The sequence below is a fragment of the Haloglomus litoreum genome (assembly GCF_029338515.1).
Classification (GTDB): Archaea; Halobacteriota; Halobacteria; order Halobacteriales; family Haloarculaceae; genus Haloglomus; species Haloglomus litoreum.
Window position 1 is genome coordinate 1,591,671 of the sequence record NZ_CP119988.1, and the last position, 22,812, is coordinate 1,614,482.

Consider the following 22,812-nt stretch of genomic DNA (forward strand, 5'->3'; position numbering starts at 1 on the left):
GGCCGTCACACTACTGAACGCGCCCGTACCCGCGAGGGCGCCACTTGTCGCTGCGATTCCACCGAGACCGATCAGCACGTTGCGTCGATTGAGTTCCATTGTTGTATCGTTGTGAGGTTGGTTGGCGAGCTATCAGATGCTGAACTTCGAGGTCGCGAACGGTGAGAAGTCGACCTGGACGACGCCGTCGTCGTCGTTGGTACCGGATGCCCGGTCCCCGACGTAGGCGCCGCTGCCGTCGGCCACGGCCCCGTCGGGATCTTCGACCGGATCGTTGTCTACGACCGGTCCCTCCGACGTCCCGTCGCCGTCGATGTCGCCGAGATTGAACGTGTCCGGACCGCTCGTATCTCCCCACCAGTTGTTGGTGGCATCGAGAACGACCGGTTCGGCACCGGAACTCGGGTCGACAGCTTCGTCGACCTGGTTGATGACACCTCCCTTGCCGGTCAGGTTGTTCCGGTTGATTCGGGTCGTGCGTACGCTGTCGACATTGGTCGATCCCTCGACGACGACGCCGAAGCCCGGGAGGGTGTCTTCGCCGTCGTCCTCGTAGTTCCCGCTCCCGTCAGACCCTCCGCTGTCGGTGTCGGATGTGACGTTTAGTTCGTTGTCGAGGATATCGACATCCGTCGGAGCACCGTTCTTGCTACCCAGAGAGACGCCCTGTGCGAATTCGTTGGCGTCGGTCTTGCCGTCGTCCTTATCGAACGACGGATCCTCCGCGGGCTCGTCGACATCCGCGTTGATGTTCACCGTGTTGCCGCTGAATCTGATAGTTGAGACGTTACCCTGGGCCTGCAGGCCGTAGACAGCCGGGAACTCTCGCGAGGTGTCACTCCCGATGTTCACGTTCTTGATCGAGTTATTCCGTACCAGAAGGCCGCTGATGGGGCGTGGCGTGTTTCCGCCTGGATTGGTACCGGCGAAGATTCCCTTGGGGAAGTCTCCGCCAGTGATTCCGAAGTCTGTCGAGGGGTCGCCACCGATGGTGTTGCCCTCGATGATTACGTCCGACGCACCCTTGCCGACGGCGATACCCAGCGCGTTCGTCGAGAGGCCGGTGTCCGCGCCGACTTCCGCAATGCGGTTGTTCAAAACCGAGATTCTGGAGACGCCCTGGCCAAGGCTGATACCCGCGCTACCACCGGGATTCCGGACCTCGAACCCGTCGACGGTCACGTCGTCCGCAATGATGGTGAACGGATCTGTACTGCTCGCGCTCGAGCTCTTGACCTCCGGACGCGAGCTCCCGCTGCCGTCACGCCGAATGGTTACGTCGGGTACGTCGACTGTCACCGGGCCTAGGCCAGTCAGCCCGTCCTGCACCTCGATGGTGTCGGCCGCGGCTGAGCCACTCCGGACGGCGTCGAGTGCGTCCGCGATGGTCGCGAACGTCGTGGCGGTACTGCCGGTTCCATCCACCAGAAGCGGCCCGACCTGCGCGTTACCGCTGGGCAGGTCCGCAGCCGTGGCGTGGAAGGTGACGCTGCTGAGGATACTCAGGTCCTTGCTCGTCTTCCCCGTCGTGTCGATGACGAGGTCGATGGTCCGGCTCTCGCCGGGGATCATCTCCTGTGGGCTGTCCAGCCGCGTCCCGTCGGTCGAGCCCTCCACGGAGGCGCCGTTGACCTCGAAGGTCGCGAGGTCGCTGTTGGTCCCCGTGTCGGTCACGTAGAAGTTGACCGGCTGAGCGCCCTGGTTGGTGACCGTCAGCAGGTCCTCGAACCGGGTCCTCGCCTTCGGATTGACCTTGTCGAGCGTGACCGTGATGGTGTCCCCGTTCTTGCTCACGTACTTGTCGCCGTTCGGGCTGTTCGCCGCCTCGATTGCGAAGTACGCGCCGGCGTCGCCGGCAGTGGAGACACTGAAGCTGCGCTGTGCCTCCACGCTGGTGAACGCTCCGGTGCCAGCGACGGCGCCGCCGGCCGTTGCGATACCCCCGAGACCGATCAGCATGTTGCGTCGATTTAGTTCCATGTTACGTGCGTGCCCGACCCCCCCCACGACCGCGGCAGGACCCGGGCACCTGGCAATGAACCTGGGGGCTACCCACTTCGTATTAGGCTGCGAGAGATTCTACAGGCGAGCATAGATGCATCACAGGGAAGTATAGAAGTCTATAATGTTTCATTAAAGCAGCCTATGGTTCTTGTATTCGGATTACTGTATCAAGATATCTGATATACTTCTTCCCGGGGTGACCGAGTGTTCAGGGGGGTGTTGGCTTTCGCCGGGCGGGCATCCCCGGTCTTTGATAGATGGTTCGAGAGCACAATATTTATCCGAGGGAAAGCATCGAATTACACTGTATATTGGCGGATGGCGTCAACCGACGCTACAGAAAGCCATGGGGGGAAATCTGTCGGAACATCGGGATGAACTGTTCGATCTGCTCAGCAACAGTCGCCGGCGCTACGCGTGGCACTACCTGAAGTCGTGCGAGGGCCGCGAGGCGATACCGCTCGGTGAGGTGGCCGAGCAGGTGGCCGCCTGGGAGAACGACAAGCGGGTCGGAGAACTGGACACGGCCGAACGGAAGCGCGTCTACACGTCGCTGCAGCAGCAGCACCTGCCACGGATGGACCGGGCCGACATCGTGGACTTCGAGGACAACGAGATACGGCTCGCCGACCGGGCCGACGAGTTCGACGTCTACATCGACATCGTCGACGATGACGACATCCCCTGGAGCGAGTACTACCTCGGTCTGGGGGCGGTGTGTGCGGCGCTCATCACGGCGGTATGGGTGACGGGTATCCGGCTCCCGTTCGTCTCCGGCCTAGGCTGGGCGGCCATCGTGGTGCTGGCGTTCGTCGGCTCGGCGGCGGTCCACGTGTACATCGACCACCGGCGGAAGCTCGGCCAGTACGAGGAACCGCCGGGTGTCCGTAGCTCGCGGGAGACGGCTAACGCCGTCCCCGCCGACGACTGATGGAGGGACTCAGACGGCGCGCTGGGCTGGTACTCATCGCTGTGGGTGTCGTCCTGCTAGCCACGGCGACGTACGGATTCAGCTCCATCGCCGCCGACCGGACGGTAGACGTGGGAACCACCCCCGACAGCGGTGCGTACCTGGGCATCACGGAATCCGGCGCCGGCGAGGTCAACGTCAGTCGCTCGCCGTCACCCGACGTTCTGGACCTGACCAACAACTTCGAAGGCGATCTCTCTCGGGTCTCGGTGGCGGTCGCCTCGACCGACGGAACGGCGGTCGGCCCCGCTGACCTGGAGGCGACAGGTCCCCAATCCATCGCGGTCGGGGCGACGGGGTCTGTCTCGCTCCAGTGTGCGAGCGATAGCGACGCCGAGGAGGACGCGGTGACGGTGACCGTCGAGATTACGGCGACTGGGGAGGGCGTGTCTGTCGAGACCAGCGAGGCGGTGACGCTCGACGTGGACTGCAAGGAGTAGTCTTCCTGCCGAGGCCTAGCCAGGGGACACTACGCGGGTCGCAGCACGCGCCGCGCCCGTCAGAATCAGTCGTCGGCCGCGGCCTCGCCGCTGCCGGCCTGCATGTCGTTCTCGATGCTCGGCGGGTACTTCCCGCGCTCCAGTTTCAGGTCCGAGAGCGGCCGGGCCATGCAGGTGAGGGCGTAGTCCTCGGCCTCCTCCTCGGTCAGCCCGCGGCGGACGGCGACGGTCTGCTCGACCTCGCCCTCGAGTATCTCGGCGGAACAGGCCAGGCACATCCCGACGCGGCAGGAGTACTCCTGGGCGATGCCCTCCTCGATGCACCGCTTCAGGATGGTCTCCTTGTCGGAACAGGTGATGGTCTCGCCCGTCCCGACGAACTCGACGGTGTACTCGGTCATGTCGGGTCGTTCGACAACGCCCGACAAAACTCTTGTCGAACGAACCGGGTGTTGGACGGGGCGACGGTCCCGCCCGGGGGCCGGTAATAAAGAGTTTTGCCGGTCCGGTGACCAGGGGCGGGTATGAGTACCGACGATGCCGGGACGGCGGCGGGGACCCGGCACACGCACGAGGTCGACGTCGTCGTCGTTGGCGCCGGGACGTCGGGCTGTTACGCCGCGGCGACCATCGCGGAGGCGGGCTACGACGTGACCATCGTCGAGCGCAAGACCGCGGAGGAGGCGGGCCACATCGCCTGCGGGGACGCGCTGAAGGGGGCCGACAAGTTCCCCGAGGTCATCCCCAAGTCGAAGATCGAGCCCGCGCTGACGAACACCGTCGTCGACCACGGGCAGTTCGAGATCCCAGCCGAGGACGCCGTCCTCGACATCCCCGTGCCCGGGGAACTGGCGGTCATCGACCGGAAGCTGTACGGCGAACTCCTCATCGAGGGGGCCGAGGAGTCGGGTGTCGAGTTCCACTACGACACGGTCGTCCAGGACGTCCTGCAGGACGAGGACGGCCGTGCCACGGGCGTCACCGGCATCCGGAAGGGCGACCCCATGCGCTACGACGGCGAGCTGGTCATCGACGGCGCGGGGGCGCTGTCGATCCTCCAGGACGAGGCCGACCTCTCGGACGCGACCTTCGACACGAACGTCCGGTTCTCGCAGTTCTCGTCGGCGTACCGCGAGATCATCGAGGTCGAGGAGCCGGTCGACTACCACGACGCGCTCGTGTTCAAGCCGACGAAGCGCTCGGCCGGCTACCTCTGGTACTTCCCCCGCACGGAGACGGAGATCAACGCCGGCCTCGGCTTCCAGATGAACGAGGAGCCGATGAAGCTGGTCGACGACCTCCGCGACGACATGCGGAGCCGGCCGGAGTTCGAGAACGCCGAGGTGAAGGACAAACTCGGTGCCGCGGTCCCGACCCGTCGGCCGTACGACTCGGCCACCGCGCCCGGGTTCATGTCCGTCGGTGACGCCGCGGGCCACGTCAACCCGACCACGGGCGGCGGCATCGCGGGTGCCGCGTACGCCGGCACGTACGCGGGCGACGCAGCCATCGACGCGCTCGAACAGGGCGACGTCTCCGAGGACGTCCTCTGGTCGTACAACGAGCGGGTGATGGAGCACTTCGGCGGACGCTACGCCGCGCTCGACGTCTACAACATCTTCACGACAGCGTACGACCTGGACGACCTGATGGCGCTGCTGGCGTCGTTGCCGGCGGACAAGCTCTCCGAACAGCTCTACGACGGGAAGGCCGAGATCGGCCTCAAACTCAAGGTCCAGACCGCCATCAAGTCGTTCGGTCACTGGGGGACGCTGTACGACTTCTACCAGACGAAGAAGCTTGCGGACCGGCTGACCGAGCACTACGAGGAGTACCCGGGCGGCCCCGACGAGTTCGGCCCCTGGCAGTCGGCCCGGGACGAGATCATGGAGGACATCTACGAGACGACCGGCGCCGAGCCGAAGTACTGAGCGGCTCCGTTCTGCCGGGCGATCCGACCTGTTCAACTCGCCGAGATGTTCTACTGATGAAATACCGGTGTGTGCCGGGGTAGCGCGAGCCATTATATGCCTACTGTCGAAACCGGCGTTCGATGGCCGACACCACCGTTCCCGGAGATGAGGCCGAGGAGGAAGGGTGGCTGGTGGGCTGGTATCGGACGTACATCGGGGTTCCGCAGCGTCGAGTCGACGTGTACGTCGGGTTCGGGGTCTTCGTGGCGGGGCTGGCGCTCGCGCTCGCGGGACTGGCCCTGTTCCTCGCGGAACGGGGGATGGTCCCGGGGCGTGACTTCGCACTCCGCGAGGCCGCGTTCGCTGCCGGGGCACTGGGGCTCCCGGTCCTGTTGAGCGGCGTCGTGGTCCTCCTGCCGGGTGACCGACGGGTGCTGGCAGTCGGCGTGGGCGGCACGGCGGTCTGCCTCGTCGCCGTCGCGTTCTTCGTCTCGGTGTATCCTGGCGACTGGAACGTGACAAGCGGGCCCGACTACAGCGCACTCGGGACCGCCCTGTACGCCGCCGGCGTCGTACCTGTCGTCGCGGCCGCCGCCGCGGCCCTCGTGGGGTACCACGTCGAACGGGTGAGCGGCGCCGGCGCTGGGGAGCCCGAGGGCGAGACTGACGAGTCCGAGTCGTGGACTGCCGCGGAGATCGAGGCCGACATCGAAGCGGCACTCGCCGACGCCGAACTCTCCTGGGGCGGCGTCCCCGTCGAGGAGACCCGCAAACTGACCGTCACCGCCGACGATTCCCTGGAGGCCGGTTTCGAGGGTGCCGGGCGCGAGGCCGTCCGTTCGCAGGGGGTCGACGACGCCGTCGCCGGACTCCAGGGCCTCAAAGGTGGTACGGACCGCACAGCCCGCGGCAGCAGCACGGACGACCAGGCCGCCGCGCTCCGCGAACTCCGCGAGCAACAGGCTGCCGAACCGGAGGGTGACGGCGGCGTCATCGCCCGCGTCCGGGGGTGGTTCGACCGGACCTGACGAGCCCCCGATGTCGATTGGTGATGTGGGGGGATGGGCGAATAATCCATAAGCAACTGCTATATTTAGTCTATATATCACATTTTCAATTTCTAGTGCAAACATTTATCGTATGACGCTCGTCAGACGCTGACATGGCACGAGGAATCGATGTCGGTACCATGAACATCGTCAGCTCGCGGCAGGAGGGCGACGAGACGGTGTTCGTGGGCCAGCGGAATTCGTTCGTGGAGATCGAGTACAGCGACATGGCAAAGCGGATGCTGAGTCGGAGCGACGTGCTCCACATCCGGAAGGGTGACGAGGTGTACGTCGTCGGCGACGACGCGCTCACGTTCGCGAACGTGTTCAACCAGGAGACCCGCCGGCCGATGAAGCGGGGCATCCTGTCCAACGACGAGCAGTCGGCCATCCCGATGATCAAGCTCATCATCGAGCAGGTGGTCGGCGAGCCCGAACACGACGGCGAGCGGGTGTTCTTCTCGACACCGGCCGATCCCATCGACTCGGAGGTGTCGACCCTGTACCACCGCAAGACCCTGGAGTCGTTCCTGCAGGACCAGGGGTTCGACCCCGAGCCCATCAACGAGGGGATGGCGGTCATCTACTCCGAGCTCGCGGACTCGAACTTCACCGGGCTCGGTATCAGCTTCGGCGCCGGCATGACCAACGTCTGCCTGGCGTACTACGCGGTCCCGGTGATGACGTTCAGCATCGCCCGCGGGGGCGACTGGATCGACGAGCAGGCGGCCCGCGCGACGGGCACGAGCGTCGACAAGGTGACCGCGGTCAAGGAGGACGAGTTCCGCCTCGACTTCACGACCGACGCGGGCGGTGTCGAGGGTGCACTGTCCATCTACTACGACAACCTGCTCGACTACGTCATCGAGAACATCCGCGCGGAACTCGACGAGGAGGATGTCGAGGAGGGGCTCGATGTCCCCGTGGTCGTTACGGGGGGTACCTCGAGTCCGCCGGGGTTCGAGGAGCTGTTCGAGGAACGACTCTCGGAGGGGGGCCTCCCGTTCGACGTCAGCACCGTCCGCCGGGCGGAGGAACCGCTGTACAGCGTCGCGCGGGGGGCGCTGGTCGCCTCCAGGACCGAGGAGGAGTCCGACCCGGAGGACAGCCCGAGCGCGGATACCGACGAGGACACCGATATCGAGGCCGAGGCCGATGGCGGTCGGGTTCTCGAAGAGGAGTAGCTCGACACCATCGTCGCTGTTCTCTCACCGCCCGCGAGCGACCGCGTCGTCCACTGTCGCGGATTCGACGACCAGCTCTCGACGCCGATTCGCGGTCAGCTATCGATGCTCTCGTCCTGCTCCTCGCGGAAGCGTGCCAGCGCTTCGGCCCAGTCCTCGCCCGGTCGCCGCTCGACGTGCAGGTCGAGCGGGCTGTCGAGATAGCCACACGTCTCGCAGGCGACCGTCTCCCCGTCGCCCCCGGCGACGGCGAACGCGACGAGGTCGCTCCCACAGCGGGGACACTCCATGCCGGACCCTTGGGGCGCGGGTACAAACCAGTTCGCACGGCCACGACGCTCCCGGCCCGTGCGCCCCGGAACGGTAATCCGTTGGCCCCTCCTTCTCGCGTCCATGAGCGAGGACGGCCGGAGCGTGACCCTCGTCGTCCGCGGCGCGGAGAAACGCGACGCTGGGCGCGGGGTCGCTCGACTGCCCGAACACGCCCGCCGGGCACTCGGGGTCCTCAGCGGCGACACCGTCGTCGTCGAGGGCACGCGCCCGACGGTGGCGAAGGTGTGGCCCGGGGGTGACGCCGAGGGCATCCGCATCGACGCTGACACCCGGGCCAACGCCGGTGTCAACATCGGTGACGAGGTGACAGTTCGACCGGTGGCCGTGGCGGACGCCGACGAGGTGACGCTGGACGTCCCCGTCCAGGTGGACGAGGACACGCTGGACGCACTCCGGCGTGACCTGCTCGATCGCCCGCTGCGTGCGGGGGAGACGGTCCGTCTGGAGCGACTCGGCGCCCGAGCCGACATCCGTGCGACCGATCCCGACGGAACGGTCCGCGTGACCGACCGGACGGACGTGCGTGTCGTCTCCCATCCCCAGCCTGAGACCGGAGGGGAATCCGGGACGGAGCGAGCGGATTCCCCGTCATCCGGCCGCGGTCCCAGGGCGGATCGCGACGGCAACCGCGGCCGGACCACCGTCGAGACGGGGAGTCCCGCGTCGGAAGAGACCGGCGCCGGCCTGAGCGTCACCTACGAGGACATCGGGGGTCTGGACGAGGAGCTCGACCTCGTCAAGGAGATGATCGAGCTCCCACTGTCGGAGCCCGAACTGTTCCGCCAGCTCGGCATCGACCCGCCGAAGGGCGTGCTCCTGCACGGTCCGCCGGGGACCGGCAAGACCCTCATCGCGCGGGCCGTTGCCGGTGAGGTGGATGCACACTTCGAGACCATCTCCGGCCCGGAGATCGTCTCGAAGTACAAGGGCGACAGCGAGGAGCGCCTCCGCGAGACGTTCGACCGCGCGGAGGCCAACGCCCCGGCCATCGTCTTCATCGACGAGATCGACTCCATCGCCGGCGCTCGTGACGAGGACGCGGACATGGAGAACCGCCTGGTCGCCCAGCTGCTGACGCTGATGGACGGCCTCGACGACCGGGGCGAGGTCGTCGTCATCGGCGCGACCAACCGGGTCGACAGCATCGACCCGGCGCTCCGGCGGGGCGGCCGGTTCGACCGTGAGATAGAGATCGGCGCCCCACGTGCCGAGGGGCGCCGGGAGATCCTGGACGTCCATACCCGAGGGGTGCAGCTCGCGGACGATGTCGACCTCGACACGTACGCGGCGCGCACCCACGGCTTCGTCGGGGCGGACCTCGCGTCGCTGGTGAAGGAGGCCGGGATGGTCGCCCTGCGGGACCGAGCGAACCGTGACCCGCTGCAGGTGACGAAGGCCGACTTCGAGGCCGCGATGAACGCGGTCGAGCCCAGCGCCATGCGCGAGTACGTCGCCGAGGCACCGGATACGACGTACGCGGACGTGGGCGGGCTGGACGAGGCCAAACAGACACTGCGGGAGGCCGTCGAGTGGCCGCTCCAGTACGGCGCCCTGTTCGAGGCGACCCGCACCGACCCGCCGTCTGGGGTGCTGCTGTACGGTCCACCGGGGACGGGCAAGACCCTCCTCGCGCGGGCGCTGGCCGGCGAGTCCGAGGTCAACTTCATCGCGGTCGACGGGCCGGAACTGCTCGACCGCTACGTCGGCGAGTCCGAGAAGGCCGTCCGCGAGGTGTTCGACCGCGCGCGACAGGCTGCTCCGTCTATCCTCTTCTTCGACGAGATCGACGCCGTCGCCGGTGCCCGCGGCTCCGGCCAGCACGAGGTGACGGAGCGTGTCGTCTCCCAGCTCCTGACGGAGCTCGACGGGCTCGAGGACAACCCGAACGTGGTGGTCCTGGCCGCGACCAACCGCCGGGACGCGCTCGACCCGGCGCTCCTCCGTCCGGGACGCCTCGAGGAGCACGTCGAGGTGCCGGCGCCAGATGCCGAGGGCCGCCGGGCCATCCTCCGGGTCCACGGGCGGGGGAAGCCGTTCGCCGACGACGTCGACCTCGACGAGTTCGTCCCCGTCACCGAGGGGTTCTCCGGGGCCGACCTCGAGGCTCTCGTCCGGACGGCGTCGATGCGGGCCATCCGCGAGTTCGCGAGCGAGATGGGGCCGGAAGCCGCGAACGAGCGGGCCGACGAGGTCCGCATCACGCGGGCGCACTTCGAGCAGGCGCTGGAGTCCGTGGAGCCGTCGCTCGGGGACTGAGGCAAGCAGGCGGCACCGCTCCCGAACGCCGGACCGTGGCACCGCGCTGGCGGAACCGACCGTGGCGTGGCGTCCACCCCGGTCGGGTCGGCGGCCCGGCGCTGACTCGTCAGGGCACGCGCGGTCTCCTGCGGAATCGCATTTGGATGCTCGGGTGGGTCAGCGCTTCTCCAGTCTCGCGCGGTAGTGGACGGCCTCCTCGTCGCTCCGGGTGTCGGCCAGCCACCAGTCCGTCCCGACGGTGGCCTCGCGGAGCCGTTCCGGACCGAACAGACAGAAGAGGAGCGTCTCGCCCACCTCGCCCTCGTACTCGAAGTGGAAGACCCGATGGGCCAGCCCCCGCTCCGGGCGCTCCCGGTAGCCGAGCATCTCCTCGGGGTCGACGTTCGCGGGGTCGTAGCTGTCGATGACGGCCGTCGCCCCGTACGTGGTCACGGCCGAGAGGTCGTTCAGGAACGCACGGAGTCCGGCCATCGACCCGGACAGACTGACCTGCGTGCCGATGGCGAGCGCACTCTCGAAGCGGTCACGCGGGAACGACTCCCGCAATGCGAACATGTCCGCGACGCGAGCGTCCTCGACGCCGCGGTCCTCGGTGACCGCCACCAGGTGTTCGCTCACGTCCGTCGCGACGGTCTCGAACCGCTCCTGGAACGCCAGCGCGTGCCGGCCCGCGCCACAGCCGAGGTCGACCAGCGGGCCATCCAGCGCCTCGGCGAGCCAGGGATCCTCCTCGGGGTCGAACTCGCCGAAGTAGAACGCTTCGATGGGATGCTCGAACGTCTCCGCGCCGTCGCGCTGGACGAGTGGCGACTCGCGGGTCCCCTCGTGATGGTCACGGACCGCACGACCGAACGGGTCGGGCATGGTCGGAGGACGATGCCTCGGGTTATTGAGCGGTTCCCCGCCATGTGGGGCTCTCACACCACGGCCGGGGGAGACGACGTGGGGAAGACATATGCTGGGTGGGCCGCGACTCCTCGCCGATGCCCCGTCTCCCAGCCCTCCTCCTGGTCGGGACCATCCTGCTCGCAGGCTGTACCGGGTTCGCGCCGACCGACGGAGCGCCCTCCCCGACAGCCTCCCCGACCACGACGCCGACCGACACCGCCACGCCAGACGACACCGCCACGCCGGACGACACCGCCACGCCGACCCGCGACTCGACGCCGGGAACGCCGCACTACGGGCCGGAACCGGACCACGAGGTCGTGGTCGTGAACCGCCTCGACGGTGAGGCTACCATCCACGTCCGGGTAATCCGCGAGGCGACGAACGGGTCCGTCCACGACGAGTCCGTGACGCTTCCGCCCGGTGAGCGCGTCGTCTACAACACGAAGCAGGCCGACCCGGACGGCATCGAGGAGTTCCGGGTCGTCGGCGAGCGCGGCGGCGACCGCGCCTCGGTCACCATCGAGACCAGTGAGTGCTACGGCGACGCCATCGTCTCGGCGACCGATGACGGTGGTGTGGACGCGACCTACAGCGTCTGCTGACTCAGTCCCAGAACGACTTCGTCCGGGCGTACTGGCGCTCCTTCGTGAGGATGTCCCGGTAGAAGTCGTCCTCGTTCTCGCGGAGCTTGTTGATGACCTGCGCCGCGTTGTGCGGTCCCACCCCTCGGGCGGCCAGCGCGATGACCGCCTGTTTCCCGTGGCTCTGGACCAGACTCGCCGCGCGGTAGGCGCGCTCGGTCTGCTTCTCCTGCTCCTCGTCCTTCTCGTTCGCGCGGACGGCCTGCACCACCTCGTCGGCCCACGGGTTGAGTGCGGCCACCCGCGTCGAGCCACACTCGGGGCACTCGGGCTGGTCGGGGACGCGTTTCACCTGCTGGCGGCGGTCCCACCCCTGGCAGTGGCAACAGAGGAGGATGACGCGGTCGTTCTGCAACCGCTCCCTGACGGTCGCGATGACGCTCGCGTCGGCGTTCTCCGGGGCGAGCAGCTCGCGCCCGGAGGAGCGGCCGCCGAGGCCGATGGGGGTTCGGTCGCCGTGGACGGTGACCTCGATGGGGACGAGGCCGTCGCCCCCGGGGTCCGGGGTGTCGTCGCTCCCGGCCTGCACCCGCCGGAGCACGTCCGCGGCCCGCCCGACCGCGAGGTCCTCGTGGAGCGTCTCCCGGACGGCCTCGTCGTAGACGGGCGAGTCCTTCAGCGCCTCTAGCAGGCGTGAGCGGCCGAAATTGGCGGCGCCCGCCCCGCGATACCGCTTGAGCGCGCCGAACTTCGCGGCGACCTGCGCGAGCTTGAACTTCAGCGAGTCGGCGTTCTTCAGGCTCAACTCCACGAGTGGCCGGAGGTGGTCTGGGTCGGTGGTCTCCAGTTTCTCCACCACGTCGCTGGCCCGGATGCCGCCGGGCACCTCCAGTTCGATGCGGTACGGGTCCACCTCCATCGCCACGCTCGACCCCGACTGCTGGCCCAGCAGGGCCGAGAGCACGCGCCCCAGCGTCTCGTTCGTCCGGTGGCCGAAGGCGGCGTTCAGCACCACCTCGCGGGCCTTGAACTCGACGACGACGTGCGACGGTCCGGGCACGGGGGCGTCTGCCTCGACGTGGTCGGCGACCTGTTCGAGGGCGGAGTGTGCGGTGTGGTGGTCGGTCGGGTACGTCTCGGCCAGCCACGCGGCCACCTGGTCGTGCGAGTCGCCGCGCTCGAACCGCCGTGCTGCTTTCTCGCGCAGGCGGGCGACGTGCTGGGCCACGTCGTACGGCACGGGAATCTCCTGGCCGACCCAGGAGGGGACCTCGCCGCCGGGGTCCTCGACGGGCGTGACCTTCACCGCCTCTTCCTCCTCGTCGACCTCGGTGATGCGCCACATCTCGCCGCCCTGGATGAACACCTCGCCCGGCCCGGCGAAGTTGACGACGAAGCGCTCCGCGAGGGTTCCGACCGTCCGCCCGGAGGCCATGTCCTCGACGGTGTAGTTGGCCTCGTCCGGGATCATCGAGAGGTTGGCGTAGAAGTACTGCCACGTCCCCCGCGACTTCTCCAGCCGGTCGGCCTCCTCGTCGAGCCAGAGGACGCGGTTCTCGCTCAACTCGCGGACGACCTCCTTGAACTCGGCCTCGTCGAGGTCGCGGAAGGGGTAGGCTCGCGTGATGATCTCGTAGGCGCCCCGCGCCGAGATCTCGCCGAAGCCCATCAGCAGCCCACAGATCTGGTTCGCGACCGTGTCCAGCGAGCCGTGGTGGATGCGTGCCGGCTCCACGTCGCCGTCGAGGGCGCGCTCCGTTATCGCGAGCGCCTCGAACGTGTCGTCCGGGCGCGTCGTGATGACCGTCCCCGAGGAGACGGCGTCCCGGCGGTGACCCGCCCGGCCGACGCGCTGGAGCAGCCGGCAGACCTGCCTCGGTGACTGGTACTGCACGACGTGGTCGATGTGGCCCACGTCGATGCCGAGCTCCATCGAGGAGGTGCAGAGCAGCCCGTCCAGGTCGCCGGCCTTGAACCCGTCCTCGACGTCGATGCGGGCCTCCTTCGAGAGCGAGCCGTGGTGGATGCCGATGTTCGTCCCCAGTTCCTTCAGCCGAGACCCCAGCGCCTCTGCGGTCTGGCGGGTGTTGACGAAGACGAGCGTCGCCTCGTGCTCGCGGACGAGGTCGTCGATGACGCGGACGTGGCTCGCGACGTTCGCCTCGGTCATCAGCTGTCCCGACAGCTTCTCGTCGCGCTCGGTCACCTCGGGTTCGCGGACCGTGATGTCGAGCCGCGAGCCCACGTCCACCTCCACGATTGTCGGCTCGGCGCCGCCGGTGAGGAAGCGCCCCACCTCCGCAGGGTCACCCACCGTGGCCGAGAGCCCGACGCGCTGGAAGCGGTCGGCGTACTCCCGGAGGTGTTCGAGGCCGATGGTCAACTGGGCACCCCGTTTGGCGGCCGCGAGTTCGTGGACCTCGTCGATGACGACGTGCTCGACGTCCGCCAGCGCCCGCCGGAGCTTCTTGCCCGTGAACATCGCCTGCAGCGTCTCCGGCGTCGTCACCAGCACGTCCGGTGGGTTGTCGGCCTGCTTGCTTCGCTGGTAGTCCGTGGTGTCGCCGTGCCGGACATCGACGTCGACGCCGAGCGTGTCGCCCCACCACTCCAGTCGTTCGCGCATGTCGCGGTTCAGCGCGCGAAGCGGCGTGATGTAGAGCGCCTGCACGCCGTGGGTGTCCTCGTCGGTCCGCTCGCGCCGCTCGACGATGGCGGAGAGGACCGGTAGCATCGCGGTCTCGGTCTTGCCGGTACCGGTCGGCGCGACGACGAGGCAGTCCTCGCCCCGCGCCAGCGGCGGGATGGCGCGGCGCTGTGGCTCCGTCGGCGTGCTGAAGCCGCGCTCGGAGAGGGCCGCCCGAACGTCCGCGTGCAGATGGGTGAACGCGTCCGCGCCCGCGACCGGCTCCGGTTCGCTCACTACTCGCTACGTGGGGTTGCGGGCTCTTGAGGGGTGTGGTCGCCGGAGGATGTCGGATGCTGTGGCAAGTCGCTTCGGCAGACGCTGTCTCGAACGTGACTCATAACTTCGTAGGATTTGTCATAAAGGAATTGTGTTCTTGATTTCCTCTCAAATATTCGAATTCTGTATATCTGGGCGGTTGGAGATATCGCGGGCGCTTCCGGCGTCGCGGACTCCGTGGAACCGTCGGGGCCCCATCGCCGTCACTACAACCTGGGTTTGTCCCTACGGAGCGTATTAGGCTCCGCTCGCACACAGTGCAATCATGACTGCCGACGAAGGGAGACCGCCCCCGAACCGAGCCGACGTCCTGGCCACCTTCCGCACCGTGGTTCTCGGCTCGAACCGAGGGGCCCCTCGACGGACTGTACTGATCGGCCTGGGACTCGGACTCGTTGTGCTGACCTTCCTGGCGTACGAGCTCGATATCTTCTATGACTCCGGTGGTGTCGTCTTCATCCCGTTCCACGCCGCCCTCGTCGGGCTGGCCGCCGCGTTCTGGACGGGATACAGTCGAACTGGACTGCTCTCCGGATGGGCACTCACGTTCCTTTCGTTCCTCGGCTGGCGGGCGGAGTGGGCGACGGAGATATCGCCTCGGCCACCCGTCGAGCGCGTAGCCTACGTCGTCCGGCCGGACGGCCTGGTGGCTCTCGCCATCATCGGGTTGGGAGTGGCGGCCATCGGGTTCACCGCTGGCGCGCTGACCAGAAGAGGGATCGACGCAGTGCGAACCGGGTCGCGAACGGCCAGCGACACCTGACTCGGCGCTTCAGGGGTATCCGCCCGCTCGATCAGGGACGGATACCCCATCACGGCCGCGGCTGCCGATGATGGATCGGGGGGTTCGGCAGGGCCCCGGCGGCAACATCGTGAGTGGGTGCGACGGTTCGGAGGCAGCCCCGCTGCCGTCATCCACCAGGGCGGACTTCCGTCCCTCGCTACTCCGTCGTGACGAGCAGCACCGCCACCACCGCCAGGGCGATGCCCAGTCCCTTCCGGAGCGTGAGCGACTCGTTCAGGAAGGCGATGCCGACGAGCGAGGACGTGACGAGGAACATCCCGAAGACCGGCACGACGACCGAGACGGGGCCGGCCTTCAGGGCGCGGTAGTAGGCGATGATGCCGACCGAGAGACAGACTCCGGCCCCGAGGACGTAGACGCGGTCGGGGTGGGTCAGCGTCCGGGTGACCGAGTCCCCGGCGTACAGCGTCAGGCCGAGGGCGGCGACGGCGAGCATCCCGTTCGTGACGGCGGCGACGGCGTCGCTTGAGAGGTCCCGCGTGGCGAGTTTCGTCAGCGGGGAGACGAGCGTGTACGCCGCGAGCGCGACGAGCGAGTAGCCGAGGTAGCCGATGTTCACACCCGCGCTGGGCGTGCCGCCCCCTTAGCCGCCGGGGGTACGCCGGATGGCCAACACGCTTTACAGCCGCGAAGAAGTATCGCACGTAACTGTGGTGTCAACGAAGGTCGCGGCAGCGGTCGGTGGAATCGTACTGCTGGCTGCCGCCGGTGGGGGGGCAGCGCTGTACTTCACTGGTGGTGATCTCTCGTTCGAGCAGCCGGTCGTCGAGTCGGTCCAGACGGACTTCGGCACCGTCACCGAGGAATCGACCGGCGTCGAGACCGAGGTGGTGGTGACCAACCCCAACAACCAGTCGTTCCCGGGCGCGGCGAGCCTCGACTACCAGATCTACATGAACTCGGTCCGGGTCTCCGACGGGTCCGAGGGCGGCATCGGCCTCGACCCCGGCCGGAACGTCATCAACTTCACCGCCCAGCTGGACAACTCGCGCATCCCTGCCTGGTGGGTCACCCACGTCAACAACGACGAGCGGACGGTCGTCTCCACGCAGGCACGCGTCGGCGTGGCCGGGTTCGGCGCGTCGCTCCCGCCGCAGAACCGCTCCATCGAGACGGACCTGCTCGGCGCGTTCACCAACGACTCCTCGAGCACGGTCGCCATCGCCGACCGTGAGATCATGTCCGTCTCGAACCAGCGCGCCGAGTGGGGGACCGCCGACGCCGAGGAGACGCCCATCGCCTTCTCGGTCGACCTCTCGAACGTCCACGACCGCGATGTCAGGCTCGACGGCACGGAGTACCGCATCGTGATGAACGACGTGGTCGTCGGCGAGGGCCGGACGAACGACTCCATCGTCCTCGAACCCGGCGAGTCGGACACCTTCACCGCGAACGCGGCGCTGGACACGCCCCGGATGGAGCAGTGGTGGGTCACGCACCTGCGCGACTCGCAGACGACCGACCTCCGGGTGGAGGTGTTCGGGCTGGTCCGGGACGACGGCGAGCTCAAGCGGGTCCCGCTGAACGTCTTCGACCGGCGCATCCGCTTCGAGACGGATTTCCTCGGCGACGAGCCGACCCAGGTCACGGAGCTCCCGGCCGAGGACGGCGTCGCGCCGGAGTTCGGCGAGCCGGAGGTCACGGACACGACGAGCCGCTGGGGCGGCGTGACCGAGGACACGACCGAGATCATCACCAGCGTCGACGTCCGGAACCCGAACGAGGGCGAGTTCAACGACCTGCTCTCGCTCCGGGTCAACCAGACGACCACCGTCAACGATGTCCCGTTCGCGCGTGACACCTCGACGGTCGAGGAGCTGCCCGCGGGCAACAGTTCGTTCACCATCAGCGCGCTGGCGGACAACGACGCCGTCCCGCGGTGGTGGTCGCGCCACATCAACAACGGCGAGCGCTCGACCGTCGTGACGGCCGCCAGTGGGACCGCCGACATCGCGGTCACGACGCTCCCGGTCGACCTGCCGGACCGGCGGACCACCCAGGAGACCGACATCCTCGCCTCCATCGAGAGCGAGGAGAACCGCGCCGTCAGGACCGAGGGCGGCCAGCGGGTCCTGACCATCCTGGACACGCAGGCCGAGTGGGGCGAGTCAACGCCCGAGCGCGCACCCCTGCTCGTGACGGCCCAGGTGCGCAACGAGCAGGTCGCCCCGATCACCATCGAGCGACTCGACTACGTGGTCGACCTCAACAGCGTGACCATCGCGGACAACTCCACCGCGCGGTCGTACAACCTGGGCCCCGGCGCCACCCGCGACATCACCTTCCGGATCTACCTGGACAACCAGAAGATGGACGAGTGGTGGCCGACCCACGTCCGCAACGACGAGGTGACCCGGATGACGACCAACACGACGGCCGTCGTCGACACGCCCGACGGGACCCGGCGCGCCACCTTCGACATCTTCGGCAACGGGACCACCATCGAGACGGACTTCCTCGGCACGAAGGGCGACGCCGACGACGGGAGCGGTACGGACGGCTCCGCGTCGCTCGCGCCGCCGCCCACGGCCGCGACGGCCGACTGAGGCGGGCCCTCTCGACGCCGTTGCGCGGAGCGATTCCTCTCAGGAGGACGAGGCAGGCGAAGCGGATGCTGGGCTGGGGGAGTCCGAACGGAGTTGGTCAGAAGGACGACTCGATTCTGCGGGCGGGGCTGGAGGGCGCAGTCGCCGCTGGAGCGCTCAGTCCGCGGAGACGTTGAGGCGCTCGCGGGAGGTCGTCCGGGCGGTCGGGGTCTGTCCGAGGCGTCGGGCGGCCCGCTCGATACGGTCCGTCGAGACACCCGCCTGCCGGGCGGCCGTCTCCAGGTCCAGTGTCCCACCTGTGTACAGCGCCATCGCCGTTCGCACCGCGTGCTGGTGCATGTCCCTGCCCAGAGGATGTGGCATAATAAGAATATCGTGAGATAATATATCACTAAGGGACATTATATGTCAGACAAGCGGCTGCAGAATCGTTATACTACACGGTCTATCATGGCCGATATACAAGGGTGAGGCTCACCCACACGGAGAGCTGATTCGCCGGCCCGGTCCCGGGGCCGGACGGGGCAGTCCGGTCAGTCCTCGTCGAGCGCGGCGACCGCGTCCAGCGAGATGCCGATGGCCCGCTCGACGTTGTTCCGTGCCTTCTCGGGCAGTTCCTCCTCGTCCGTCGCGCCCTTCTGGGTCCCCTCGACGAGGTTCCCGTCGACGGTGCAGATGGCCCCCGCGTCCAGCCCCTTCCGGCGGGCCAGGGTGAACAGCGCGGCGGCCTCCATCTCCACGCAGAGCAGTCCGGCGGCCTCCCACCGCTCGACGTACTCCTCGGTCTCGGCGTAGAACGCGTCGTCGGTCGCGATGGGACCGACGTGGACGTCCTCGTCGCGTGCCCGGGCGCCGGCCAGCAGCGAGGTGACGACCTCGTGGGTCGCGACCGCCGGGACGGTGGCGTCCTCGTACCGCTTGGTGGTCCCCTCGTCCTTCGCGGCAGCCGTCGCGACGACCATGTCGCCGATCTCGATGCCGCGTTGGAGCGCGCCGGTCGTCCCCACGCGGATGAACGTCTCCACCCCGACGTTCGACAGCTCCTCGACCGCGATGGCCGTGGAGGGTGCGCCGATCCCCGTCGAGCAGAGCGTCAGGTCGACGCCCTCGTAGGTGGCGTTCACGACGCGGTACTCCCGGTTCTCGGCCACAGTCTCGTGGCTGTCGCACTGTGCGGCGATGCGCTCGACCCGGCCGGGATCGCCCGGCACCAGAGCGATGTCGTTCACGTCGCCCGGCTCGCAGAGGATATGCGGCTGCTTGGCCATGGGCCCGCTCCACGGCCGGGCGACAAAAGTCCGGGCGGTCCCGGCTCCGGTGGCTCAGGTGACGCGGAACCCGAGCAGACCCCAGACCGCCATGCTGGCCGTGAAGATGGCGACCGACGCACCGATGCCGAAGGCCGGATGGACCGCGTACAACGTATCGACGGCGTCGGCGACCCACCAGCCAGCGAAGTCGAACGGGCCGGTCCGGAGGTAGGCGTAGGCCACGCCGAACAACAGGCCGAAGCCGGCGCCCATGAGCGCGCCGAACAGGCCACGGCGGGCGGGTGGTTGCTCGCGGAGGGACACACGTCGTCGCACGGACCTGGTCGGAAAAAGTCCGTCGTCAACCGGGCGCAATCATCACCCGAGTACGACCGTCAGCACCGGGAGGATGAGTGTCAGCGCGGCGGTGTAGACCGCGGCCGAGATGGCCCAGTCGTTGCGTACCTGCCGGGCCCGGCTGGCGGCGTCCTTGCCGAACAGCGGGAGGACGACGTACGCGAAGAAGAGGAAGAGGACCGAGAAGGTCACCATGGCGGCGATGAAGTGCGGGACGATGAGCAGACCCGTCCCGACGAGTACGAGGTTGAACCCCGGGGCGCCGCCCTGCGCGGCGACGACCGTCTCGATGCCCTCCGCCGCCAGGACGAACCCGACGCCGGCCAGCGTGCCCGCGGCGTAGTGGACGAGGCTGGCCAGGCCCGCGGAGACCTCCGAGAGCGCCTCGCCGGTGAGCGCGCCGGCGGCGACGAACGGCGGCGTGCTGCCCTCCGGGAGCCGCTGCATCGGCAAGTTCATCAGGATCGTCGCGAGCAGTCCCGCGAACGCGCCGACTCCGATGGCGGCTTGCAACCCCAGCGTCGAGCCGACGTGCGCCACGACGAACCAGCTCATACTGTCTCCGCCTCGCCGCTGCACAAAAGCGCTCACGGTTCGGCACGGTCCTGTGGCGTGGGACCACAACCAGCGACCACGGCGGGTGTGGTCCGGCGGCTACGGGGGGAGCCGTGCTATTCGAGCAGCTGTTTCGTCTTCCGGTGCCGCCCCGCGAACATCGGCTCGAAGCCGATGTCGCCGAACGGTTCGGCCAGCCGGCCGAGCGGGCCACCCGGGAGCCGGTAGCGGACCCGGTCCCGGCAGATGGTCTCGCCGTCGTCGGCGTAGAACAGGTGCGTGTGCTCCCACTCGGGGAACGGGCCGTCCTCCATCGTGTCGACGAAGTAGGCCGCGCCGTCGTGGGCCTCGCGGGCACGGATGACGGAGGTCCAGGTCTGTCGTGGCCCGACGTCGAACGGGCGCATCGACATATCGATGCGTGCGCCCGTCTCCAGCACCTCCGGGTCCGGCTCGCCGTCGGGACCGACGACCCGCTCGACCCGCAGGTTCATGAAGTCCGGCGTGAGCGCCTCCAGTCCCGAAACCCGGGAGTGGAACTCCCACACCTCGTCCAGCGGGGCGGCGACACGCGTCGTCCGCTCGTAGGTCGGCATGGCTGGAAGTAGGTGCGGGCGGCGGATAACGGTGACCGTCGCGGCCAACGCGAGCGGCCGATTCGCCGGTGCGCCACGACGGAGAGCACCGTGGGTGCAGCTACTTCTTCTCCTCTCCCAGCGTACGGGGGTATCATGACGGAGATACCTGCGGAGTACATGGACCTGTTCGAGACGCGGTCGTTCGCGTTCGTCGCCACGTTGCTCCCCGACGGAGCCCCGCACGTGACACCGACGTGGGTCGATTTCGACGGTGAACACGTGCTCGTGAACACGATACGTGACAACCGCAAGGACCGGAACATCCGAAAGGACCCTCGCATCACACTGGCTATCGCCGACCCCGAGAACCCGTATCGATACCTCTCTGTTCGCGGTGAGGTCATCGAACGACGGGAGGACGGTGCCCGCGAGCACCTGGACCAGCTGGCCGAGCGCTACACGGGCGAGGCGAAGTACCCTGGCCCGGGTGGGCAGGAGCGGGTCGTCCTCGTCATCCGCCCCGACGCGGTGAGCGGGCAGTCGCCGCCGGCACGGAACCAGTGACTCGGAGGGTCGTGGATATCCGCCGTAACCCTGTGGATACGGGCGAGCGCAGCGAGCGCGTTTCACTTCCGTCGGAGCGAGCTCCGACGACGTTCGGGCTGTCGCCCTCACCGCTGGCGACCCCTGGGAGCCAGCGGCATTTTTCTGAACGTTTTTTGCGCCGAGCGATTTCTCGGCGGAGCCGAGAAATGTATCGCTGGCGGCCACGCCGCCAGTCGGTACCCGGGGCGTCAAAAAAGCTCTATTTCAGCCGTTCCTGGAGGAAGGACGGGTGGGCCTCCGTGACCCCCGCGATGGTGAGGATGTCGTCGGCGATGACCTCGCCGAGGGCGTCCCCGTCGGCGGCACGCACCTCGGCCATCAGCGTGTGGTCGCCGCTGGAGGAGTACAGCGCCTCCACCGCGTCGAGGTCTTTCAGGGCGCGGGTCGCCTCGACGTAGGACTCGCTGGCGACCTCGATGCCGACCATGGCGATGGACTGGCCCGAGAGCTTCTTCGGGTCCACGTCGGCCGAGTAGCCGACGATGACGCCCTCGGATTCGAGGCGGTCGATGTACTTGCGGACGGTCGGCTTCGAGACGCCGGCCCGGTCCGCGATCTCGGCGTAGGAGGCCTGTGCGTCCTCCTCCAGGACGGACAGGATCCGGTCCTCCGTGGACTCCGCGCTCATACCCTAGTGTTTGCCGCCGCCGAAAAACCTCTTTCGGAAACGTAAACCGAAGTTGGTGCCCATCGCGCCATCCGCTCGCCACCTGCCCTCCACCCGCTTGCCATCCGCTCACGGCAACGCTCGGCCGGGTCGCGGCGGTTCCGTCGCCGTAGGCTCGGCCCCCTCTTCCGCCGGATTCCGGTGGGAGCCCCCGGTGTGTGAGTCCCGCCCACCGAGAAGCCTTAAAGGGGGCCGTCACGAACGACCTCGCATGCAGCACGTGACGATTCCGCAGGACCGCGTCGGCGTCCTCATCGGCGAGGGGGGCGAGACGATGCGGGAGATCGAGTCCCGTGCCGAGGTCCGCCTCGACATCGACAGCGAGACGGGCGCGGTGCGGGTGGAGACGGTCGGCGACCCGGTGAAGGGGCTGAAGGGGCCGGACATCGTGAAGGCCATCGGCCGCGGGTTCTCGCCGGAGGCGGCCCTCTCCCTGCTGGGCGGCGATATGCGGATGCTCGACCTGGTCGACCTGAGCGCGGCCACCCGCAACGAGAACGATCTCCGCCGGCAGAAGGGTCGGCTCATCGGGGAGGACGGCCGGACCCGCCAGCTGATGGCCGAACTCTCCGGCGCCGAGGTCGTCATCTACGGGAAGACGGTCGGCATCATCGGCGAACCCGAGGAGGTCGACGTCGTCCGGTCGGCCGTGGAGATGATCCTCGACGGGGCGCCACACGGTGCGGTCTACTCGTTCCTCGAGCGCAAGCACAACGAGATGGAGACCAAGGGCATCGAGTACCACGAGTTCCCCGGCGGCGAGGAGTCCGTCGGCGCCGAGGCGACCGGCGACCCCGGCGAGGCCGAGGGCGGCCGCTGAGCGGACATCGGCCGCCCGTTCACGGGCCGCCGGCCGGTA

Annotated in this window: 23 protein-coding genes; 11 read left to right on the forward strand and 12 right to left on the reverse strand. The window is 68.1% G+C overall.

Features of this window, described 5'->3' with window-relative positions; genetic code table 11:
* Positions 1 to 132: 132 nt before the first annotated feature.
* On the reverse strand, positions 133 to 1,959 hold the full coding sequence (locus P2T62_RS07805; RefSeq protein ID WP_276260834.1) for a right-handed parallel beta-helix repeat-containing protein: 1,827 nt from the start codon (positions 1,957 to 1,959) through the stop codon (positions 133 to 135).
* Positions 1,960 to 2,350: 391 nt separating this feature from the next.
* Between P2T62_RS07805 and P2T62_RS07810 the strand changes: the two genes are divergently transcribed.
* Both P2T62_RS07810 and P2T62_RS07815 read left to right on the forward strand, forming a co-directional pair.
* Complete coding sequence (locus P2T62_RS07810) at positions 2,351 to 2,935, forward strand: DUF7344 domain-containing protein (protein ID WP_276260835.1); 585 nt, start codon at positions 2,351 to 2,353, stop codon at positions 2,933 to 2,935.
* On the forward strand, positions 2,935 to 3,414 hold the full coding sequence (locus P2T62_RS07815; RefSeq protein WP_276260836.1) for a hypothetical protein: 480 nt from the start codon (positions 2,935 to 2,937) through the stop codon (positions 3,412 to 3,414). Before P2T62_RS07810 ends, P2T62_RS07815 begins: the two co-directional genes overlap by 1 nt.
* A 65-nt stretch (positions 3,415 to 3,479) precedes the next feature.
* Here P2T62_RS07815 and P2T62_RS07820 read toward each other — a convergent pair whose 3' ends face one another.
* A complete protein-coding gene (locus tag P2T62_RS07820) occupies positions 3,480 to 3,815 on the reverse strand; it encodes a 2Fe-2S iron-sulfur cluster-binding protein (RefSeq protein ID WP_254831297.1) in 336 nt (111 codons plus the stop codon).
* Positions 3,816 to 3,938: 123 nt separating this feature from the next.
* Here P2T62_RS07820 and P2T62_RS07825 point away from each other — a divergent pair, with 123 nt between their 5' ends.
* The 3 genes from P2T62_RS07825 (at position 3,939) to P2T62_RS07835 (ending at position 7,560) form a co-directional block, all read left to right on the forward strand.
* Positions 3,939 to 5,345 carry a geranylgeranyl reductase family protein gene (locus P2T62_RS07825; protein ID WP_276260837.1) on the forward strand — a complete coding sequence of 469 codons (1,407 nt, stop codon included), beginning with the start codon at positions 3,939 to 3,941 and terminating at the stop codon, positions 5,343 to 5,345.
* Between the two features lie 122 nt (positions 5,346 to 5,467).
* Positions 5,468 to 6,355 (forward strand): cell division protein CdpA domain-containing protein, encoded by an 888-nt coding sequence (locus tag P2T62_RS07830; RefSeq protein ID WP_276260838.1) that lies wholly within the window; start codon positions 5,468 to 5,470, stop codon positions 6,353 to 6,355.
* A gap of 134 nt (positions 6,356 to 6,489) precedes the next feature.
* Positions 6,490 to 7,560 (forward strand): cell division protein FtsA, encoded by a 1,071-nt coding sequence (locus tag P2T62_RS07835; RefSeq protein WP_276260839.1) that lies wholly within the window; start codon positions 6,490 to 6,492, stop codon positions 7,558 to 7,560.
* A gap of 95 nt (positions 7,561 to 7,655) precedes the next feature.
* On the opposite strand, the gene P2T62_RS07840 is transcribed toward P2T62_RS07835, so the two are convergent.
* The gene (locus tag P2T62_RS07840; protein ID WP_276260840.1) at positions 7,656 to 7,850 is read right to left on the reverse strand and encodes a hypothetical protein; all 195 of its coding nucleotides are present in this window, start codon (positions 7,848 to 7,850) and stop codon (positions 7,656 to 7,658) included.
* A gap of 103 nt (positions 7,851 to 7,953) precedes the next feature.
* Here P2T62_RS07840 and P2T62_RS07845 point away from each other — a divergent pair, with 103 nt between their 5' ends.
* Entirely contained in the window at positions 7,954 to 10,149 is a 2,196-nt protein-coding gene (locus P2T62_RS07845) for an AAA family ATPase (protein WP_276260841.1), read from the forward strand.
* A gap of 159 nt (positions 10,150 to 10,308) precedes the next feature.
* On the opposite strand, the gene P2T62_RS07850 is transcribed toward P2T62_RS07845, so the two are convergent.
* Positions 10,309 to 11,016 carry a methyltransferase domain-containing protein gene (locus tag P2T62_RS07850; RefSeq protein WP_276260842.1) on the reverse strand — a complete coding sequence of 236 codons (708 nt, stop codon included), beginning with the start codon at positions 11,014 to 11,016 and terminating at the stop codon, positions 10,309 to 10,311.
* A 119-nt stretch (positions 11,017 to 11,135) separates the two neighbouring features.
* On the opposite strand from P2T62_RS07850, the gene P2T62_RS07855 reads away from it, so the two are divergent.
* Positions 11,136 to 11,645, forward strand: coding sequence for a hypothetical protein (locus P2T62_RS07855; protein WP_276260843.1), 510 nt, complete (start codon positions 11,136 to 11,138; stop codon positions 11,643 to 11,645).
* 1 nt (position 11,646) lies between these two features.
* Here P2T62_RS07855 and P2T62_RS07860 read toward each other — a convergent pair whose 3' ends face one another.
* On the reverse strand, positions 11,647 to 14,547 hold the full coding sequence (locus P2T62_RS07860) for a DEAD/DEAH box helicase (protein WP_276260844.1): 2,901 nt from the start codon (positions 14,545 to 14,547) through the stop codon (positions 11,647 to 11,649).
* Between the two features lie 307 nt (positions 14,548 to 14,854).
* On the opposite strand from P2T62_RS07860, the gene P2T62_RS07865 reads away from it, so the two are divergent.
* Complete coding sequence (locus tag P2T62_RS07865; protein WP_276260845.1) at positions 14,855 to 15,352, forward strand: hypothetical protein; 498 nt, start codon at positions 14,855 to 14,857, stop codon at positions 15,350 to 15,352.
* Between the two features lie 178 nt (positions 15,353 to 15,530).
* On the opposite strand, the gene P2T62_RS07870 is transcribed toward P2T62_RS07865, so the two are convergent.
* A complete protein-coding gene (locus P2T62_RS07870; protein WP_420028444.1) occupies positions 15,531 to 15,947 on the reverse strand; it encodes an EamA family transporter in 417 nt (138 codons plus the stop codon).
* 100 nt (positions 15,948 to 16,047) lie between these two features.
* Between P2T62_RS07870 and P2T62_RS07875 the strand changes: the two genes are divergently transcribed.
* A complete protein-coding gene (locus P2T62_RS07875) occupies positions 16,048 to 17,940 on the forward strand; it encodes an LEA type 2 family protein (RefSeq protein WP_276260847.1) in 1,893 nt (630 codons plus the stop codon).
* A 156-nt stretch (positions 17,941 to 18,096) separates the two neighbouring features.
* Here the strand turns inward: P2T62_RS07875 and P2T62_RS07880 are convergent, their stop codons facing one another.
* From P2T62_RS07880 to P2T62_RS07900, 5 genes are all read right to left on the reverse strand, one after another.
* Positions 18,097 to 18,279 carry a DUF7317 family protein gene (locus P2T62_RS07880; RefSeq protein WP_276260848.1) on the reverse strand — a complete coding sequence of 61 codons (183 nt, stop codon included), beginning with the start codon at positions 18,277 to 18,279 and terminating at the stop codon, positions 18,097 to 18,099.
* Positions 18,280 to 18,473: 194 nt separating this feature from the next.
* A complete protein-coding gene (locus tag P2T62_RS07885; RefSeq protein WP_276260849.1) occupies positions 18,474 to 19,208 on the reverse strand; it encodes a nucleoside phosphorylase in 735 nt (244 codons plus the stop codon).
* A gap of 54 nt (positions 19,209 to 19,262) precedes the next feature.
* Positions 19,263 to 19,514 (reverse strand): hypothetical protein, encoded by a 252-nt coding sequence (locus P2T62_RS07890; protein ID WP_276260850.1) that lies wholly within the window; start codon positions 19,512 to 19,514, stop codon positions 19,263 to 19,265.
* 54 nt (positions 19,515 to 19,568) lie between these two features.
* Positions 19,569 to 20,102 (reverse strand): hypothetical protein, encoded by a 534-nt coding sequence (locus P2T62_RS07895; protein ID WP_276260851.1) that lies wholly within the window; start codon positions 20,100 to 20,102, stop codon positions 19,569 to 19,571.
* Between the two features lie 116 nt (positions 20,103 to 20,218).
* Positions 20,219 to 20,698: an SRPBCC family protein gene (locus P2T62_RS07900; RefSeq protein WP_276260852.1), complete on the reverse strand. Its 480-nt coding sequence runs from the start codon at positions 20,696 to 20,698 to the stop codon at positions 20,219 to 20,221.
* Between the two features lie 135 nt (positions 20,699 to 20,833).
* Here P2T62_RS07900 and P2T62_RS07905 point away from each other — a divergent pair, with 135 nt between their 5' ends.
* The gene (locus P2T62_RS07905; RefSeq protein WP_276260853.1) at positions 20,834 to 21,244 is read left to right on the forward strand and encodes a PPOX class F420-dependent oxidoreductase; all 411 of its coding nucleotides are present in this window, start codon (positions 20,834 to 20,836) and stop codon (positions 21,242 to 21,244) included.
* 241 nt (positions 21,245 to 21,485) lie between these two features.
* Here P2T62_RS07905 and lrpA1 read toward each other — a convergent pair whose 3' ends face one another.
* Positions 21,486 to 21,914 (reverse strand): HTH-type transcriptional regulator LrpA1, encoded by a 429-nt coding sequence (gene lrpA1 / locus P2T62_RS07910; protein ID WP_276260854.1) that lies wholly within the window; start codon positions 21,912 to 21,914, stop codon positions 21,486 to 21,488.
* A gap of 250 nt (positions 21,915 to 22,164) precedes the next feature.
* Between lrpA1 and P2T62_RS07915 the strand changes: the two genes are divergently transcribed.
* Positions 22,165 to 22,773, forward strand: coding sequence for a KH domain-containing protein (locus tag P2T62_RS07915; protein ID WP_276260855.1), 609 nt, complete (start codon positions 22,165 to 22,167; stop codon positions 22,771 to 22,773).
* The last annotated feature ends 39 nt before the right edge of the window (positions 22,774 to 22,812 follow it).

Excerpts from the sequence above, each read along its gene's own strand:
- P2T62_RS07830 (WP_276260838.1), top strand. The coding sequence starts at position 5,468 with ATGGCCGACACCACCGTTCCCGGAGATGAGGCCGAGGAGGAAGGGTGG.
- P2T62_RS07895 (WP_276260851.1), bottom strand. The coding sequence starts at position 20,102 with ATGAGCTGGTTCGTCGTGGCGCACGTCGGCTCGACGCTGGGGTTGCAA.
- P2T62_RS07805 (WP_276260834.1), bottom strand. The coding sequence starts at position 1,959 with ATGCTGATCGGTCTCGGGGGTATCGCAACGGCCGGCGGCGCCGTCGCT.
- P2T62_RS07915 (WP_276260855.1), top strand. The coding sequence starts at position 22,165 with ATGCAGCACGTGACGATTCCGCAGGACCGCGTCGGCGTCCTCATCGGC.
- P2T62_RS07905 (WP_276260853.1), top strand. The coding sequence starts at position 20,834 with ATGACGGAGATACCTGCGGAGTACATGGACCTGTTCGAGACGCGGTCG.
- P2T62_RS07815 (WP_276260836.1), top strand. The coding sequence starts at position 2,935 with ATGGAGGGACTCAGACGGCGCGCTGGGCTGGTACTCATCGCTGTGGGT.
- P2T62_RS07835 (WP_276260839.1), top strand. The coding sequence starts at position 6,490 with ATGGCACGAGGAATCGATGTCGGTACCATGAACATCGTCAGCTCGCGG.
- P2T62_RS07845 (WP_276260841.1), top strand. The coding sequence starts at position 7,954 with ATGAGCGAGGACGGCCGGAGCGTGACCCTCGTCGTCCGCGGCGCGGAG.
- P2T62_RS07850 (WP_276260842.1), bottom strand. The coding sequence starts at position 11,016 with ATGCCCGACCCGTTCGGTCGTGCGGTCCGTGACCATCACGAGGGGACC.
- P2T62_RS07810 (WP_276260835.1), top strand. The coding sequence starts at position 2,351 with ATGGGGGGAAATCTGTCGGAACATCGGGATGAACTGTTCGATCTGCTC.
- P2T62_RS07855 (WP_276260843.1), top strand. The coding sequence starts at position 11,136 with ATGCCCCGTCTCCCAGCCCTCCTCCTGGTCGGGACCATCCTGCTCGCA.
- P2T62_RS07840 (WP_276260840.1), bottom strand. The coding sequence starts at position 7,850 with ATGGAGTGTCCCCGCTGTGGGAGCGACCTCGTCGCGTTCGCCGTCGCC.
- P2T62_RS07885 (WP_276260849.1), bottom strand. The coding sequence starts at position 19,208 with ATGGCCAAGCAGCCGCATATCCTCTGCGAGCCGGGCGACGTGAACGAC.
- P2T62_RS07900 (WP_276260852.1), bottom strand. The coding sequence starts at position 20,698 with ATGCCGACCTACGAGCGGACGACGCGTGTCGCCGCCCCGCTGGACGAG.
- P2T62_RS07880 (WP_276260848.1), bottom strand. The coding sequence starts at position 18,279 with ATGCACCAGCACGCGGTGCGAACGGCGATGGCGCTGTACACAGGTGGG.
- P2T62_RS07820 (WP_254831297.1), bottom strand. The coding sequence starts at position 3,815 with ATGACCGAGTACACCGTCGAGTTCGTCGGGACGGGCGAGACCATCACC.
- lrpA1 (WP_276260854.1), bottom strand. The coding sequence starts at position 21,914 with ATGAGCGCGGAGTCCACGGAGGACCGGATCCTGTCCGTCCTGGAGGAG.
- P2T62_RS07825 (WP_276260837.1), top strand. The coding sequence starts at position 3,939 with ATGAGTACCGACGATGCCGGGACGGCGGCGGGGACCCGGCACACGCAC.
- P2T62_RS07865 (WP_276260845.1), top strand. The coding sequence starts at position 14,855 with ATGACTGCCGACGAAGGGAGACCGCCCCCGAACCGAGCCGACGTCCTG.